Origin of the sequence: Paenibacillus sp. PL2-23, assembly GCF_040834005.1 — a bacterium.
Taxonomy (GTDB): Bacteria; Bacillota; Bacilli; order Paenibacillales; family Paenibacillaceae; genus Pristimantibacillus.
Genome location: NZ_CP162129.1, coordinates 5,105,409 through 5,122,878, shown reverse-complemented (window position 1 = coordinate 5,122,878; position 17,470 = coordinate 5,105,409). Strand labels below are relative to the sequence as shown.

13 protein-coding genes are annotated in these 17,470 nt (G+C 58.6%); all 13 read left to right on the top strand.

Going from position 1 to position 17,470, the window contains the following annotated elements:
• Positions 1 to 5 precede the first annotated feature (5 nt).
• The 13 genes from AB1S56_RS22770 to AB1S56_RS22710 all read left to right on the top strand — a co-directional run bounded on the left by AB1S56_RS22770 (position 6) and on the right by AB1S56_RS22710 (position 17,415).
• Positions 6 to 1,091 (top strand): protein arginine kinase, encoded by a 1,086-nt coding sequence (locus AB1S56_RS22770; RefSeq protein ID WP_340870992.1) that lies wholly within the window; start codon positions 6 to 8, stop codon positions 1,089 to 1,091.
• Positions 1,088 to 3,550, top strand: a complete 2,463-nt coding sequence (clpC, locus tag AB1S56_RS22765) for an ATP-dependent protease ATP-binding subunit ClpC (RefSeq protein ID WP_340870990.1) — start codon at positions 1,088 to 1,090, stop codon at positions 3,548 to 3,550. Before AB1S56_RS22770 ends, clpC begins: the two co-directional genes overlap by 4 nt.
• A 173-nt stretch (positions 3,551 to 3,723) precedes the next feature.
• Positions 3,724 to 5,091 (top strand): DNA repair protein RadA, encoded by a 1,368-nt coding sequence (gene radA, locus AB1S56_RS22760; RefSeq protein WP_340870987.1) that lies wholly within the window; start codon positions 3,724 to 3,726, stop codon positions 5,089 to 5,091.
• 14 nt (positions 5,092 to 5,105) lie between these two features.
• Positions 5,106 to 6,182 carry a DNA integrity scanning diadenylate cyclase DisA gene (gene disA / locus AB1S56_RS22755; protein ID WP_340870985.1) on the top strand — a complete coding sequence of 359 codons (1,077 nt, stop codon included), beginning with the start codon at positions 5,106 to 5,108 and terminating at the stop codon, positions 6,180 to 6,182.
• Positions 6,183 to 6,269: 87 nt separating this feature from the next.
• Positions 6,270 to 7,013 carry a CDP-diacylglycerol--serine O-phosphatidyltransferase gene (pssA, locus tag AB1S56_RS22750; protein ID WP_340870983.1) on the top strand — a complete coding sequence of 248 codons (744 nt, stop codon included), beginning with the start codon at positions 6,270 to 6,272 and terminating at the stop codon, positions 7,011 to 7,013.
• Positions 7,014 to 7,201: 188 nt separating this feature from the next.
• Positions 7,202 to 8,569 carry an aspartate aminotransferase family protein gene (locus AB1S56_RS22745; RefSeq protein ID WP_340870980.1) on the top strand — a complete coding sequence of 456 codons (1,368 nt, stop codon included), beginning with the start codon at positions 7,202 to 7,204 and terminating at the stop codon, positions 8,567 to 8,569.
• Positions 8,566 to 10,104 (top strand): aspartate aminotransferase family protein, encoded by a 1,539-nt coding sequence (locus AB1S56_RS22740; protein WP_340870978.1) that lies wholly within the window; start codon positions 8,566 to 8,568, stop codon positions 10,102 to 10,104. The genes AB1S56_RS22745 and AB1S56_RS22740 overlap by 4 nt, the downstream gene beginning before the upstream one ends.
• A complete protein-coding gene (locus AB1S56_RS22735) occupies positions 10,101 to 11,936 on the top strand; it encodes an IucA/IucC family protein (RefSeq protein ID WP_340870976.1) in 1,836 nt (611 codons plus the stop codon). The genes AB1S56_RS22740 and AB1S56_RS22735 overlap by 4 nt, the downstream gene beginning before the upstream one ends.
• Positions 11,914 to 12,543 (top strand): GNAT family N-acetyltransferase, encoded by a 630-nt coding sequence (locus tag AB1S56_RS22730; RefSeq protein WP_340870975.1) that lies wholly within the window; start codon positions 11,914 to 11,916, stop codon positions 12,541 to 12,543. The genes AB1S56_RS22735 and AB1S56_RS22730 overlap by 23 nt, the downstream gene beginning before the upstream one ends.
• Positions 12,533 to 13,885, top strand: coding sequence for a lysine N(6)-hydroxylase/L-ornithine N(5)-oxygenase family protein (locus AB1S56_RS22725; RefSeq protein WP_340870974.1), 1,353 nt, complete (start codon positions 12,533 to 12,535; stop codon positions 13,883 to 13,885). The genes AB1S56_RS22730 and AB1S56_RS22725 overlap by 11 nt, the downstream gene beginning before the upstream one ends.
• Positions 13,869 to 15,878, top strand: coding sequence for an IucA/IucC family protein (locus tag AB1S56_RS22720; RefSeq protein ID WP_340870973.1), 2,010 nt, complete (start codon positions 13,869 to 13,871; stop codon positions 15,876 to 15,878). Before AB1S56_RS22725 ends, AB1S56_RS22720 begins: the two co-directional genes overlap by 17 nt.
• On the top strand, positions 15,875 to 17,155 hold the full coding sequence (locus tag AB1S56_RS22715) for an AMP-binding protein (RefSeq protein ID WP_340870971.1): 1,281 nt from the start codon (positions 15,875 to 15,877) through the stop codon (positions 17,153 to 17,155). The genes AB1S56_RS22720 and AB1S56_RS22715 overlap by 4 nt, the downstream gene beginning before the upstream one ends.
• On the top strand, positions 17,152 to 17,415 hold the full coding sequence (locus AB1S56_RS22710) for a phosphopantetheine-binding protein (RefSeq protein ID WP_340870969.1): 264 nt from the start codon (positions 17,152 to 17,154) through the stop codon (positions 17,413 to 17,415). Before AB1S56_RS22715 ends, AB1S56_RS22710 begins: the two co-directional genes overlap by 4 nt.
• Positions 17,416 to 17,470: the final 55 nt, after the last annotated feature.

Below are 17,470 nucleotides of genomic sequence, written 5' to 3'. Positions count from 1 at the left end.
GTCTGTTGACGAAGCATCGATTCTCGGAGGATGCGCTTAGCGATTGGATGCGGGGTACAGGTCCCGATTCCGACGTGGTCATAAGCAGCAGAGTGCGGATTGCCCGCAACCTGCGTCATCAGCCGTTCCCGATGCTGGCAACGAGCCAGCAGGCGGAGGCGGTGCTGAACCGGCTGGCGGAGGTGAGCAGGTCGGGGAAGCTGGATACTTACGGACCCTTCGACACCATCCTGCTCTCCGAGCTAAGCGAGCTTGACAAGCGGGTGCTGGTGGAGAAGCATCTGATCAGCCCGAATCTGGCGAACGAGTCGCGCGCAGGCGCCGTTGTGCTCAGCGGCAACGAATCCGTCAGCATTATGATTAACGAAGAAGACCATCTGCGCATCCAATGTTTATATCCCGGATTTCAAATCGGAGAAGCGTGGGCATTGGCAAGCGGAATTGACGATATATATGAGGAAGCCGCGGATTACGCCTTCGATGAGAAGCGGGGCTACTTGACCACTTGTCCCACCAACGTCGGCACGGGGATCAGGGCGTCGGTGATGATGCATCTGCCGGCGCTGGTATTGACGCAGCAGATTAATCGCATCCTGTCGGCTGTTACACAGGTGGGATTAGCGGTTAGAGGATTGTATGGGGAAGGCAGCGAGGCGCTGGGCAACCTGTTCCAAATCTCCAATCAGATTACGCTTGGGCAATCTGAGGACGAGATTATCGAGAACCTGTACGGCGTCGCGCGGCAAATTATCGAACATGAGAGGGCGGCGCGCAAGCGGCTGCTGGAGGAGTCGCGCATCAGGATCGTGGATCGCGTAAGAAGATCATACGGCATTCTGTCGCATGCGGCCATTATGGACTCCAAGGAAGCGGCGCAGCGGCTGTCCGATATTCGGCTCGGTGCCGATCTCGGTCTGCTGAAAGGCATTACGCCGCAGGTGCTGAATGAGCTTCTCGTCATGACGCAGCCAGGCTTTCTGCAGCAGACATTCAGCGAGAAGATGAGCCCGGAGCAGCGGGATTTCCGCAGGGCGGAGCTTATACGGAATCGGTTAAGCGTTACAAATGATCATGGGGGTGTTGAACAATGATGTTCGGTAGATTCACGGAGAGAGCGCAGAAGGTGCTTGCATTGGCACAGGAGGAAGCGGTTCGTCTTGGACATAACAATATCGGTACAGAGCATATATTGCTGGGATTGATTCGGGAAGGGGAAGGCATTGCGGCGAAGGCGCTGACGGGGCTTGGCCTGGGACTGGAGAAAATCCAGGACGAGGTAGAAGCGCTGATCGGACGCGGACAGGAGCAGCCGAACAATATTGCGTATACGCCGCGGGCGAAGAAGGTTATTGAGCTGTCGATGGACGAAGCGCGCAAGCTTGGCCATACTTACGTCGGCACGGAGCATATTCTGCTTGGCCTGATCCGCGAGGGCGAGGGCGTAGCGGCGCGAGTGCTGAACAATCTGGGCATCAGCCTGAACAAGGCGCGCCAGCAGGTGCTGCAGCTTCTTGGCAGCAGCGAGGCCGTGTCGAGCAACCACGGCTCCCAGGCTAACGTGAGCACGCCAACGCTGGACGGTCTGGCCAGAGACCTGACGGCTTACGCCAAGGAAGGCAATCTGGATCCCGTTATCGGCCGCAGCAAAGAAATTGAGCGTGTCATTCAGGTGCTCAGCCGCCGCACCAAAAACAATCCCGTGCTGATCGGCGAGCCAGGTGTCGGCAAGACGGCCATTGCGGAAGGCTTGGCCCAAAAGATTATTAACAACGAAATTCCGGAGACGCTGCGCGACAAGCGCGTGATGACGCTGGATATGGGCTCTGTCGTGGCCGGTACGAAGTATCGCGGCGAGTTCGAGGACCGTCTGAAAAAAATCATGGATGAAATTCGCCAAGCGGGCAATATCATCCTGTTCATCGACGAGCTGCACACGCTGATTGGAGCAGGCGGCGCGGAGGGCGCGATCGACGCCTCCAACATTCTGAAGCCGGCGCTGGCGCGCGGCGAGCTGCAGTGCATCGGTGCGACGACGCTGGATGAATACCGCAAGTATATTGAGAAGGACGCTGCTCTGGAGCGCCGTTTCCAGCCCATCACGGTGGATCAGCCCTCCGTGGATGAAGCGATCCAGATTCTTCACGGTCTGCGCGACCGTTATGAGGCGCATCACCGCGTGAAAATTACAGATGAGTCCATTGAGCAAGCGGTAAAGCTGTCGGATCGCTACATTACAGACCGGTTCCTGCCGGACAAAGCGATCGACCTGATCGACGAAGCGAGCTCCAAGGTAAGGCTCAACTCTTACACCGTTCCGCCGAACCTGAAGCAGCTGGAGAACCGCCTGGAAGACATCCGCAAGGAGAAGGACGCCGCGGTGCAGAGCCAGGAGTTCGAGAAGGCGGCAGCGCTTCGCGACACCGAGCAGAAGATTCGCGAGGAGCTCGACATCACCAAAAATCAATGGAAAGAGAAGCAGGGCCGTACCGATTCCGAAGTGACGCCGGATGATATCGCGCAGGTTGTGGCGAGCTGGACCGGCATTCCGGTTGTGAAGCTTGCGGAAGAGGAAACCGAGCGACTGCTCAAGATGGAGGATATTCTGCATGACCGCGTCATCGGCCAGGAGGAGGCTGTCAAATCGGTTTCCCGCGCGATTCGCCGCGCACGCGCCGGTCTGAAGGATCCCAAGCGTCCTATTGGCTCGTTCATCTTCCTCGGTCCTACCGGCGTAGGTAAAACCGAGCTGGCCCGCGCGCTTGCGGAAGCCATGTTCGGCGACGAAAACGCGGTTATCCGCATCGACATGTCGGAGTACATGGAGAAGCATTCGACGTCCAGACTGGTGGGCGCGCCTCCAGGGTATGTCGGCTATGAAGAAGGCGGCCAGCTAACGGAGAAGGTTCGCCGCAAGCCGTATTCCGTTGTGCTACTCGATGAGATCGAGAAGGCGCATCCCGAAGTGTTCAATATCCTGCTGCAAGTGCTGGAGGACGGCCGCCTGACGGATTCCAAGGGCCGCGTCGTCGACTTCCGCAATACGCTGATCATAATGACGTCGAACGTCGGCGCCGATCAGATCAAGAAAAATACCTCGCTGGGCTTCACGGCTGTGCAGGATGCGGGCCGCGAGTTCTCCGTCATGAAGGACAAAGTGATGGCGGAGCTGAAGAAGTCGTTCCGTCCGGAGTTCATCAATCGGATTGACGAGACGATTGTGTTCCACTCGCTTGGCGAGGAGCATATCGCTCAGATCGTGACGTTGATGTCCGACGAGCTTCGCAAGCGTCTGCGCGAGCAGCAAGTAGAGTTCACGCTGACCGAGGCGGCCAAGGCGTTCCTCGCGAAGGAAGGCTACGATCCGCAATACGGAGCGCGTCCGCTGCGCCGCGCGATCCAGAAGCATATCGAGGACCGTCTGTCCGAGGATCTGCTGATGGGCGTCATCCAGAAGGGCGACACGTTCGTCATCGATGAGCAGGAAGGCAAGCTGGTCGTGAACAAGACGGATCAGGCGCCGGTGCAGGAAGAGGAATCGGCAACGAAATAACAGCCATATCGGGAACCCCGCTGCCCTTGTTTCATGAGGGTGGCGGGGTTTTTCAATTGAAGCCAGAAAGTACCTTTCTTGGCATCAAATAAAATGGTAAACTTTGAACATGAGAATTATTAGAGAATGATCAAGTAGGAGCAAGTAGAAGGAGCAAGTAGAAGGAGCATGGGATGGCCAAAATAAAAATCAAATTCGCCTGTACGGAATGCGGCTACGAATCGGCCAAGTGGCTGGGCAAGTGCCCGGGCTGCCACGCATGGAACACGATGGTCGAGGAGAAGGAGACCATCGTCAAGACGAAGGGCGTCGGCTTATCGGGAATCCATACGAAAGAAAAGCCGCAATCCATCATACATATAGAAAGCGGGCAGGAGCCGCGTATCGAGACGCGTATGGCCGAGCTGAACAGGGTGCTTGGGGGCGGCGTCGTGCCGGGCTCGCTTATTCTGGTAGGCGGAGATCCCGGCATCGGGAAATCGACGCTGCTGCTGCAGACCTCCCATGCGCTTGCGAGCAAAGGGCTGAAGGTGCTGTACATATCCGGCGAGGAATCCGTTCGGCAGACGAAGCTGCGCGCGGATCGGCTGGGCGCGCTGACGGAAACGCTGTATGTATTGTGCGAGACGAATATGGAGCAAATTAATGATGCGGTGGAAAATGTGCAGCCGGATTTTCTGGTCATCGACTCCATCCAGACAGTGTTCGATCCCAGGGTAGAATCTGCTCCCGGAAGCGTCTCCCAGGTTCGGGAGTGTACAGCGCATTTCATGAGAGTGGCTAAGATCAAGGGCATCGCGACCGTTCTGGTCGGCCATGTGACCAAGGAAGGGGCGATTGCAGGTCCCCGTCTGCTGGAGCATATGGTGGACTGCGTGCTGTACTTCGAGGGAGAGCGCCATCATACGTATCGTCTGCTGCGCGCGGTGAAGAACCGCTTCGGCTCCACGAATGAAATCGGCATATTCGAGATGGGCGAGGAAGGGCTTCGCGAGGTGTCGAACCCGTCGGAGCTGTTCCTCTCGGAGCGGCCGCTCGGCGTATCGGGCTCTACGGTTGTAGCCAGCATGGAGGGGACGAGGCCGGTGCTCGTAGAGCTTCAGGCGCTTGTCGCCACGACGAACTTTCCTTCGCCCCGGCGTATGTCGACGGGCATCGACCATCATCGGATGGCGCTCATTATTGCGGTGCTGGAGAAGCGGAACGGCATGTTCCTCCAGACGCAGGATGCGTACCTGAACGTCGCAGGCGGCGTGAAGCTGGATGAGCCGGCTGTCGACCTGGCAGCAGCGGTAAGCCTGGCGTCCAGCTTCCGGGACGCGCCGACGAAGCCGTATGACGTTATTTTTGGCGAGGTCGGCCTGACGGGTGAAGTGAGGGCTGTATCAAGAGCGGAGCAGCGCGTGAAGGAAGCGGAGAAGCTAGGCTTCAAGCGGGTTATTATGCCGGAGAAGAGCCTGAAAGGCTGGAAAGCGCCTTCCGGTATTGAAATTATCGGTGTGAGCACCGTGGCGGAAGCGCTGAAGGCAGCGCTGGGATAGGGGGCACTAGAGGAATGAAAGAACCGATTCACCAGGAAGTGATGAATCAGCTGTTGCAGATCGTAGCGCCAGGCACCCCTTTTCGCGAAGGGCTGGAGAATGTATTGAGGGCCAAGACAGGCGCGCTGATCGTAGTAGGCTACAGCCCGGAAGTGATGGAGGTTGTGGACGGCGGCTTCTCTATCAACTGCGATTTCTCATCCAATTACTTATACGAGCTGGCCAAGATGGACGGCGCGATCATTATGAGCGAGGATATGAGGCGGATTCTGTACGCGAATACGCAGCTCATACCGAACAGCTCCATTCCGTCAATCGAGACCGGCATTCGCCACCGTACGGCGGAGCGCGTAGCGAAGCAGACGGGCAAGCTTGTTGTGTCCATCTCCCAGCGGCGCAATGTCATTACGCTGTACCAGGGCAATCTTCGTTACAGCCTTAAGGATATGGGCGTCATCCTGACGAAGGCTAACCAGGCCATTCAGACGCTGGAGAAATATAAGGCTGTTCTCAATCAGTCGCTGACCAATCTGTCCGCGCTTGAATTCGAGGAGCTCGTGACGCTCCAGGAGGTCGCGCATGTCATTCAGCGCGTCGAGATGGTGCTGCGAGTGAAGATGGAGATTGGCCGCTATGTCAACGAGCTGGGCACGGAAGGGCGCCTGATCAGCATGCAGATGGATGAGCTGGTCGGAGGAGTCGAGGAGGACGCGTGGTTCCTGCTTAAGGACTATGCCAAGGACCATACCGATGAGAAAATTAGAGAAATCCGCGGCTCGCTGAAGAAGCTGAGCTCAGAGGAGCTTCTGGAGGCCTCTACTATTGTGAGGCTGATCGGCTATCCGCAGACGAACAATATGGCGGACGAGACGGTATCTCCCCGCGGCTATCGGCTGCTCAACAAAATTCCGCGTCTGCCGCTTATTATTATGAACAATCTGGTGGAGAGATTCCAGTATCTTCCACGTGTTCTTATGGCGACAATTGAGGAGCTGGATGAGGTGGACGGCATTGGCGAGGTGCGCGCGCGGGCGATCAAAGACGGGCTGAAGCGCATTCAAGAGCAGATGTTCATTGACAGGCAAATTTAATTCCCATACAATTGATTGAATGTGTTCCAAACATTGACCGGCTGAGCAGGCAGGACCTTGGGGCATAGTAGAGAAGAGGTGGATTAGATGATCACAAAATCGATACCGAGCCTTCTCACGGTTGGCAATTTGTTTCTGGGCATAATCGCCATAATTATGGTATTCAACGAGAAACCGGAGATGGCAGCGGTGATGGTTCTGATCGCCATGCTGCTGGACGGCGTGGACGGACGTGTCGCGCGCGCCCTTAATGCTCAAAGCGAGTTCGGCAAAGAGCTCGATTCCTTGTCCGATGTCATTTCATTCGGGGTTGCCCCCGCATTCATCATGTACGTTGTGGCATTCCAGGACTTAAGTCCTGCTCTGGCATGGATTGTGACGGCGATCTTCCCGATCTGCGGCGCGCTGCGCCTGGCCAGATTCAATGTTGTGACAAACAATGCTCCGGGCTACTTCATCGGCCTGCCCATTCCGGCTGCCGGCGGCGTGCTGGCCACGATGGCGCTGTTCAAGGACGACATATCGGTACCCGTGCTGCTGGCGGGCTCTCTCTTGCTTTCCTTCCTCATGGTCAGCACGATTCGTTATCCCAATTTCAAGAAGGTCGGCATCCCGCGCAGCGCGGTATGGGTTGTGCCCATTATCGTTGTCGTCTCCGTTGTGCTGGGCATTCTGTTCGAGCATCAGCTGTCCAAAATATTGTTTGTGCCTCTGTTGCTGTACGCGCTGTGGGGGCTAAAAAAAAACGTTGACCGCCGCATGCCGAAGCTTCGCAATCGCCGCAAGCGCAAAGGCGATGATGAATCGCGTGAGTCCGAGAAGCTAGCCTAATACGATAGCCTTATACGAAGAACGTTTCAACCTCCATAGGGAGGGCGGAAACGTTCTTTTTTTGTGCAGAAATAAAAATTCAATTGATATGATAATGATAATCATTTACAATAGCACTCAGAACAACACTCAACATTTTCCAACAACGCTGACACAAGGTTTTCCCATTTCTCGAAGGAGGAAACGAAATGCTAGAGTCTAACGCGTCATATCTGGATAGTCAGCAGCGCCGGGAATCCAATGCCCGCACCTATCCGCGCAAGCTGCCGATCGCTATATCGACAGCAAGGGGCGTGCAAGTGACGGATGCCGACGGGCGATCCTATTACGATTGTCTGGCAGGTGCCGGCACGCTCGCGCTTGGGCATAATCATCCCGTTGTCATTGAGGCTATCAAGGGTGTGCTGGAGCAGGAACTGCCGCTTCATACCCTGGATTTGACGACATCGGTCAAGGAACGGTTCGTTGATGAGCTGTTCGGCGTGCTGCCGACTGAGCTGGCCCGGAGGGGAAGAATTCAGTTCTGCGGCCCGACGGGCGCTGATGCCGTGGAGGCTGCCGTCAAGCTGGTCAAGACGGCGACAGGGCGAAGCGGCATGATGTCCTATCACGGTGGCTATCACGGGATGAGCGCCGGGGCGCTGAGCCTGACGGGTAATCTGCATCCCAAGCGTCAAGTCGGCACGCTGGTGCCAGGCACACACTTTCTTCCCTATCCCTATGCCTACCGTTGTCCCTTCGGAATCGGCGGGGAGGAGGGTCATCAGATTAGCAGCCGCTATATAGAGCATTTGCTGAACGACCCTGAGAGCGGGGTGCTGCCGCCGGCTGGCATGATTATGGAGCTGGTGCAGGGAGAAGGCGGAGTCATCCCCGCGCCGGATGCTTGGGCAAAAGAGATTAGGCGCATCACCGCAGCAAGCGATATTCCGCTCATTATCGACGAGGTGCAGACGGGAATCGGACGGACGGGTCGGATGTTCGCCTTCGAGCATTCCGGTATTGTGCCTGATGTGGTTGTGATATCCAAGGCGGCAGGAGGCAGCCTGCCATTGTCTGTCATGGTCTACCGAGAGGAGCTTGATAGCTGGGAGCCGGGCGCGCATGCGGGCACCTTCCGCGGCAATCAGATGGCCATGGCGGCGGGGACGGCAACGCTGAAATACATAAAGGAGCAGCGGCTCGTTGAGCACGCGGAGGAGATGGGCCAGCGGCTCATGAAGCATCTGGAGGGGACACGAACGGCTGCGCGGTGTATCGGTCAGGTCAGAGGACGCGGCTTGATGGTGGGTGCGGAGATCGTCGATCCCGAGGGACCGGCGGACCGAATCGGGAGCTACCCGGCTAATGGCAGCCTGGCGCGCGAGATTCAACGCCAATGCTTCGAGCGAGGGCTTCTGCTGGAGCTGGGCGGCCGGCACGGCAGTGTTGTACGTTTCCTGCCGCCACTCATTATGACGGCAGAGGACATAGACAAGGTCGCTGATCTGTTCCATGAAGCGGTCATGGCGGCGGAGCGATTCAGCCTAGGCCGACAGGAGATGCTGCTGGGATGATGGGGAATACGAGGTTCACTACACACTTTTTGCATGAGACAGAGCCCAGCCAAGCTGCGTTCCTCCAGCATATGAACGAGGCAGTCGATGTGCTGCTGCGTGATTTCGCAAGCGCGGATAAGCCATATAGCGGCATTGCGCTTGACGAGCTGTCGTCCATCTTCCGCAATCGTCCCGTATGCCCTCGCGAAGGGGTCGCGATGGAGGAGCTGCTCCAGTTCGTGGGCGGAGCCATTCTGAAGCATTCCGCCGTTGTGCACCATCCCGCTTGCATGGCGCATCTGCATTGTCCCCCGCTTCAGGCATCGGTCATTGCGGAGACGCTGCTGTCAGCCTCCAATCCCTCCATGGACTCCTGGGATCAGAGCATGTCGGCCACACTGGTGGAGCAGGAGGTTATCAAGTGGCTGGCCGAGTTGTTCGGCTATGCAAGAGAGCAGGCAGACGGCGTGTTCACGAGCGGCGGAACTCAGTCCAACTTCATGGGACTGCTGCTTGCAAGGGATCATTATTGCGAGCAATGGGGCTGGAATGTCCAGCAGCAAGGCTTGCCGCCGCTGGCCAATCGACTGCGTATCCTATGCTCCGATGCGGCGCACTTTACGGTCAGACAGTCTGCTGCCATTCTGGGTCTTGGCCAACAGGCAGTGGTGACCATTCCGACCGATGAGGCTGGGAGAATGCGCGTTGACCTGCTGGAGACAACGCTTGCCAGGCTGCACAAGGAAGGCTTGCTGCCATTCGCTCTTGTCGCGACAGCCGGAACAACGGATTTCGGCAGTATTGATCCACTGCCCCAGCTGGCGGCTATCGCGCGCAGACAGGGTTTGTGGCTCCACACAGACGCTGCATTCGGGGGAGCGCTGGCCCTGAGCAGCCGGCATGCGGGCTTACTGGAGGGCATCGCCTTGTCGGACTCCATTACGGTGGATTTCCACAAGCTGTTCTATCAGTCGATCAGCTGCGGCGCGTTCCTGCTTCGCGATCGACAGCACTACCGCTATTTGCGGCTGCACGCGGAATATCTCAATCCCGTCGAGGATGATGAGGTCGGAGTGCCTAACCTGGTGGGCAAGTCGATTCAGACGACGAGACGGTTCGACGCTCTGAAGCTGTATATGTCGCTGCAGCATATCGGGCGCGATCGGTTTGCCGAGATGATTGACCACACCCTGCAATTGGCGGCGGAGACAGCGGAGCTGATCAAGCGTGCGGCGGAGCTGGAATTGCTGGCGGAGCCCACTATCAACACCGTTGTATTCAGCTACATGCCTTCCACGATTTCCGGTCTCGATGATCGCGGTGCGGATGAGCTGAACCGGCGCATTCGGGATTGTCTGCTGGAAGGCGGCATGGCTGTGGTCGCCCGGACGAAGGCGCGGGGGAGAACCTGCCTGAAGTTTACGCTGCTTAATCCGGTTGCGACGCTTCAGGACATTAGAGCTGTGCTGCAGAGCATTGTTTATATAGGGCAAGAGCTAGAGCAACAAATGGTATCTGAGCTGATGGAAATAGGGAGAGGAGATGCATCATGATTCGCAATGTGGCAGAGTTTACAGGTTCAGGTGTAGAACAAGGAGGGGATTCGCGTACGATTGCGGAGAGGGCGACTCTCCAGAGCCTGCTTAACGGCTTCCTAAGGGAGACGGGGCTTGGAAGCTGGCGCGTGGCAGCATCCGGCTGGGAGCTGCAGGTTCCGCTCGCCAGCCAGGACGGAACGCTGCTGATCGAGGTCGAGAGGCGGTCGGAGACAGGGAGGCATCTGTTCCGCTACCCCATTCACTGGATCGGCAGCGGGACCCAAGCTGTCATAGAGAGTGAGCTGTCGGCTGCTGCACGCCTGGTGAGGGAGCTGGGAGCATTGGTGCGGGGCGCCACGCCGGAGAGGATGGAGGAGCTGCTGCTTCGTATCGAGGAGAGCTGCTCCCGCATCGAGCAGTTCGTCGCGTCGCGCGAGGGTGATCGCGAGGAGCTGTATGGCTTCGAAGGGGACTTCCTTTCTGCGGAGCAGGCGCTTCTATTCGGACATCTGCTGCATCCTACGCCGAAGAGCCGCCAAGGCTTGCCTGAGCAGCTGCAATCGATCTATGCCCCTGAGCTGAAGGGGGAGTTCCAGCTGCATTATTTCCGCGCGCACCGCTCCATTGTGAGGGAGGGGTCCTCGCTTGATGGCATATCCGCTACGGAATGGATCAAGGCGGAGCTGCGGGATGCCGCTAAGCAGGACTCGTCGCTGGCAGTCAGCTTCACCGATGAGGACGAGTATACGCTTATTCCGCTTCATCCTCTGCAAGCGTCCGAGGTGCTAGCCAAGCCGCAGGTGCAGCAGCTAATGGAAGCCGGCGCGCTTCAGGACCTGGGTCCAATGGGCAGAGCGTTCGCGGCCACCTCATCCCTGCGCACCGTCTATCATGCGCAGTCGCCGTGGATGGCCAAGGGCTCGGTGCCGGTCCGCATGACCAATTCCCTTCGGGTGAACAAGTACAAGGAGCTGGAGCGGGGAGTGGAGGTGTCCCGTCTCTTGAAAACCGCAGTAGGGGAGGTATCCACCCGCTTCCCGGCATTCTCCATCGTACAGGATCCCGCGTTCGTGACCATTGCGCTGGAGGGCGAGGAGGAGTCCGGCTTCGAGGTTGTCCTTCGCGACAATCCGTTTCAGGGACAGCAAGCTCAGCAGGCAACGCTTGTGGCCGCGCTTGTTCAGGATCCGCTGCCGGGCTCCGATTCGCGACTGGGCTGCATCATCCGAGCCATTGCGGAGCGCGAGGGCCGGACAACGGAGACGGTCAGCCTAGATTGGTTCCGACGCTATATGGACATATCGCTGAAGCCGATGGTTTGGCTGTATATGACCCACGGCATTGCGCTGGAGGCGCATCAGCAGAACAGCGTCGTGCAGCTGAAGGAGGGCTATCCCGATCATTACTATTACCGCGACAATCAGGGCTATTATTTCTGCGAGTCCATGAGGGATCACCTGGCGGCACAGCTTCCCGGCATCGGGGAGAAGAGCCAGACATTCTGCGAGGATGCTATTGCCGACGAGCGGTTCCGTTATTATGTTGTTTTCAACCATATGTTTGGCTTGATCAACGGCTTTGGGTCCGCAGGCTTGGCTGATGAACGTGCGCTCCTGAAGGAGCTGCGCTTGGCGCTGGAAGGGTTCCTGCCGATGAACCGCAAGCCTTCCGTCTTCCTGGAAACCCTTCTGCATGAGAAGTCGCTTCCATGCAAGGCGAATCTGCTCACGCGCCTGTTCGACATGGATGAGCTTGTTGGCTCGCTGGCGGAGCAGTCGGTATACGTCATGGTGGAAAATCCTCTGGCAGTGGAGGTGCAGGCGTATGCCCGGCGTCATGATGCGTAATGTGAAGCAGCTGTTCGAGGCTCCTCATCTGGCTCGTTTCGAGGATCAGGCCAGTGGCCGAACTATCTCCTTCCGTCCGGTTACGGAGGGAGATGTCCTCCTGCTGCATGCCTGGCATCAGGAGCCGCATGTCGTGCCGTTCTGGCAGCTGAATATTCCTCTGGACGCCTATCGGGCGCATCTGGACCGCTTCCTGGCCGATTCCCATCACACCTTGTGTATGGGCGAGCTGAATGGTGTGCCGATGAGCTACTTTGAATCCTATTGGGCAGCGCAGGACGTCATTGGCCGCTATTACGAGGCGGAGGAGGCGGATCAGGGCATCCATCTCTTGATTGGGCCGCCGGATTATCTGGGGCAGGGGCTTGCTCAGCCGCTGCTAATGGCGCTGATGCGGGTGCAGTTCCTTCATGAGGGAACGAAGCGGATTGTTGCGGAGCCGGATATTCGGAATGCCAAGATGCGCCATATTTTCGAAAAATGCGGCTTCCGCTTCCAGCGGGAGGTGCAGCTGCCGGACAAGAGGGCGGCATTGATGCTGTGCGAGCGGGAGACGTTCGAGACGCTGGACCAAGTGGGAAAGGAGGCGTATAGCGATGAAGCATAACGCCGAGTCGTACTTGCCGGATACGCTGGACCTGCTCGGCATCGGCATCGGGCCGTTTAATCTGGGGCTTGCTGCGCTGCTGGAGCGTGTGCCGGAGACCCAAGCCGTCTTCCTGGAGCGGAAGCCCCGATTCGAATGGCATGCCGGCATGATGATTGACGGCACTACCCTGCAGGTTCCTTTTTTTGCCGATCTGGTTACGATGGCCGACCCGACGCATCGCCTTAGCTTTCTGAATTATTTGCAGGAGCATGGGCGGCTGTACCACTTCTACTTCCTGGAGAGGTTTCATATTTCCCGCGCTGAATACGACCATTATTGCCGCTGGGCGGCGGAGAGGCTGGAGGCCTGTCGCTTCGGCTGGGAGGTCGCTGAGGTCACGCTGGAGGAGAATGGCGGAGAATCGCGATTCGCTGTGGAGGCCGAGGAGCTCGCGACGGGCCGGAGGACGCGCTGCTACGCTCGCGATCTTGTGCTGGGCGTTGGCAGCCGCCCGCGCGTTCCCGCACGCTTGAACGCGCCTGGCGCGCCGAATGCCTTCCACTCCTCTGCCTACATGGCGAACAGGGAGCGTTGTCTGCAGGGTCGTTCCATTACGGTCATCGGCTCGGGTCAAAGCGCCGCTGAAATTGTGCTGGATCTGATCAGGGAGCAGAAGAAGCTCGGCTTCCGCCTGGATTGGTTCACGCGTTCGCAAGGCTTCTTCCCCATGGAATACTCCAAGCTGGGGCTTGAGCATTTCTCGCCGGATTATACGCGTTACTTCTACGGACTGCCGCAGGACCATAAGGATGAGATTCGGGCCGGGCAGAACCTGCTCTACAAAGGCATCAGCGCAGGGACCATCGCCGATATTTACGATGCTCTGTACGATGCGGGCGAGGCTGGGGCGGCAGCGCCCCAGGTCCGCTTGATGGCTTGTACGGAGGTGGAGCGGCTGCTCCCTGGCGAAGGCGAAGGCGGAGGGTTCCGCCTGGACTGCCGGCAGCTGCAGCAAGACGCCTCGTTCCAGCATGACAGCGAATTTGTTATTCTAGCGACCGGCTATGAGCATGCCGAGCCGGCATGCCTGGCGCCGATTGCCAGCCGATTGCAGCGGGATAGCCAAGGGAGACTGGCGGTGTCCGAGCATTATGAGCTGAGGCTGAACGCCGATGGGGGGAGCCGCATCTTCATCCAGAATGGAGAGCTGCATACGCATGGCGTTGGCGCTCCTGACCTTGGACTCGGCGCGCACCGGAACAGCGTCATTATTCGGGAGCTGACGGGACGCGAGGTGTACCCCGTCAGGAGCAGGAATGTCTTCCAGCAGTTTGGAGTGGGCGATGAGCGGAAAGGCTGAACGTCAGGTTGAGCGTCCCGCTGAACGTCAGGCTGAACGTCAGGCTGGGCGACCGGCTGTCGGCTTGGCGGCCGCAGCCGGCAAGGGACCCGTACAGACGGTACGGTATATACAATACGCGGGAGGAGACTGCAGCTTGAAAGCAATATGGCAGAAGGATGTTATGGCCGCTCGCGCGCTGCAATCGGAGGCGGGCGCACGCGTCCTTCGGAGAATATTCCGGCAGCTCGTGGAGTCGGTGATCTACGAGGGAATCGTGACGCCTCGAGATGTACAGGAGGAGGCTGGCGTTCGATTCGAGCTCGATGGGACCGATGCCGAAGGCCGGCAGGTTGTGTACTGGTGCATGGGGCGCCGGAGAGACACCTTCGGCAGAATCCGGCTGCTGAGCAGCTCCACAGTCATGAGGCGGAGTGTGGAGGGCGAGAGTGAAGCGGGCTCGCTCCGACAATTTGTATGGGAGACGCTGAATGTGCCCGGCACGGAGAAGGAGAAGCTGTCCGCCTTCGCGGAGGAGCTGGAGCAGACCTGCCTCAAGGACACCATCGCCCAATACATTCGCGAACAGAGCGGCGCCTCGCTGCGCGGGCTGGATGGGGATGCGCTGGAGTCGGCTGTCATGGACGGCCATCGCTATCATCCCAGCTACAAATCGCGGATCGGCTTCGATCTGGCGGAGCATCTCGCTTACGGTCCGGAGTTCGCGCAGGACTTGACTCCGCTGTGGCTGGCTGTGCGCAGGGAGGATTGCCGCTCGGCTGTGCTGTCTTCGCGCACGCTGGCCAGTCATATGGTATCAGAGCTTGGGGAGGAAGGCGTGCAGGGGCTGCTGGGCGTGCTCCGGGCCGAGGGCTGCGAGCCGGAGCTGTATGAGCTGCTTCCCGTCCATCCCTGGCAGTGGCGCCATGCCATTGCTGCCGCTTGCGGGGAGGAGCTGCGCATGAAGCGAATGGTCATGCTGGGAACGGCGTCTGACGTGTATCGCGCACAGCAGTCCATCCGCTCTTGGGCCAACCGATCGAATCCGGAGAAAGCCTATATGAAGCTGTCTATGAATTTGGTGAATACGTCAAGCTCCCGGCAGCTGCTGCCGCATTATACGGTAACGGCTCCCGCGCTGTCTGACTGGCTGCAGACTCTGGTGGATGGCGATACTTATCTGAGGAAGGAAGCAAGAGTCATTCTGCTGCGGGAAACGGCTGCCATCTCGTATGATCCCCCCTCGCGCACGGAAGCCAGGCATCCGCTTTATGCTGCGGCTGGCTGTATCTGGAGGGAGAGTATTCATCGTTATCTGGAGGAGGGCGAGGGGGCGGCGCCGTTCTTCGCGCTGTTCGCTGAGGAGCTGGACGGCACGCCATTCATCGATCCCTGGCTGCAAGCCTACGGCATCGAGCCTTGGCTGCTGCTGCTGCTGGAGCGCTGCATGCTTCCGGTGGTTCATTTGTCGGCTGTTCACGGCGTCGCGCTGGAGGCTCATGCCCAGAATATGGTACTGGTCCACCGGAACGGGCTGCCTGAACGAGTGGCGCTTAAGGACTTCCATGAGGATGTGCTGTATCATCCTGCTTTCCTGTCGCAGCCCGAGCTGTGCCCGGACTTATCCCGCGTTCATGAGTGCTATGAGCAGCCGGAGGAATGTGCCAACTTCGAAGCGGACAGCGTTGATCGCCTTCGCTATCTGACGCTGGGGGCGCTGCTGTTCGTCAATTTGGGCGAGCTGGCGATGCTGCTGGAGGATAAGTACGGGTATTCGGAGGCCCGGTTCTGGAGGCTCGCCGCCCAATGTATACATCATCATCAGCAGCGGCATGAAGATTGGAGCGCCCGGTTCGAGACGCTGGATCTGTTCGCCCCCACCACTTGGGTGGAGCGGCTGACCTGCAAGCGTCTAACGTCGCGGAAGACGGGTATGTCGCATGAGGTGCCTAATCCTCTGTTCGCCTACCGCCGTCAGGATTGCAGCATGAGCAGAGAGGAGATTTCTATATGAAAAGGGAGCTGTTTGCCGTCAATCGAGCCGTCTTCGGCCAGAGGCAGCTGGACGAGGCCTGGCGGAGATACAGCGGCAATCCGTCATTCCAGGAAGCTGGCAGGACGGGAAGCGTCATTGCCGTTGTTATGCCGGATGCGGCGGAGCTGATCGCGCTGGTGCTGTATTTGCGCGAGGCGGGAGCCTCTGTGCTGCTGCTTCACGGGGAAACGCCGCGCGAGACGGCGATGGCGTTAGGTAGGAAGGCCGGGTGCAGAGGCCTTGTGTTCCACTCTGCTGTGGAGGGCTATTGCCCGCTCCCAGCGTCAGGCCAGGAGCAGGCGTACGCGACAGGAGGGGAAGCGTCGCTCTGTCTGTTCAGCTCCGGCACGAGCGGCCAGCCGAAGCTCATCAGCCGTTCCTGGCGATCAGTAGGGGATGAGGTTGCAGCCTATAATGAAGCGATTGGCCTTGGGGAAGAGGTGACGCCGATCGTCATATCGCCGGTCAGCCATGCCTACGGATTAATTGCAGGCGCGTTGTCCGCCATGGAGCGGGGGGCGATTCCGCACATTGCCGCGTATACGAATCCTAAGCTTACGCTGGCGCTGCTGAGAGATACGCCGAAGCATATCCTATACGGCGTGCCGCTGACGCTGCATGTGCTGGCCTCGTTGGCCCCGGGCTTCCGATTCCATCAGCTGATGAGCTCCGGCGCGCCGCTGCCTCAAGGTCTGCTGAACAGCCTGGCGCTGACGGCTGATCGCGTGCTTCAGCAGTACGGCTGCTCTGAGGCGGGGTGCATCAGCATCAACAGGGATGTGCGGGCGAGCGGGGATATGGGAGCGCCGCTTCGTCATATCAGCATCGCGGAGGCGGGCTCAGGGCCGGACGCTCCTGCGGAAATTGTAATCAAGGCTGGCGAGAGCTTCATTCGAACGGGAGATCTCGGGTACGCAGTGGGGGGCGAGCTGAAGCTGCTGGCCAGAGTCGACGATGTCATTAATGTAGCTGGTCTGAAGGTGTTCCCTGCCGAGGTGGAGGATGTCATCTCCGAGCTGGAAGGCATTCGGGAATGTGTCGTCTATCGGGGCAAGCATCCCATAATGGGAGAGATCGTATGCGGCATGGTTGCGGCAGACGGAGGGGTGACGCCAGACGAGGTGCGGTCCTGGTGTTTGTCGAAGCTTCCTCCTTACAAGGTGCCGGCCAAAGTCGTGTGCGTGGAGCGGCTGCCAAGAACGGCAACGGGCAAGATCAGCCGACGGCTGCTGGAGGAGGCGAATTCCGAACTATGAACAGAGCCGCAACAATGGAAGGGCTCCGAGCTCTGATGGCGGGTAAGCTGCAGCTGGCCGAGGTGCCGCCGCTTCAGGAAGCGCACCGACTGAACGAGGATCTGTGTATCGATTCGCTGATGATGCTGCAGCTGCTTGTGTGGATCGAGGTCGAATTCGGCCTGCGCATCCCGGAGGAAGAGGTGGACCCCGGCGTATTCTCCACCGTGGGCACATTGCTTGATTACATGGAGGGGCTTCAATCTGCAAGTCACTCATAAAGGTTGTTCAAAAAGTTTGATCACTAAGGATGCCTAGAAGCTTAAGGGGATCAGG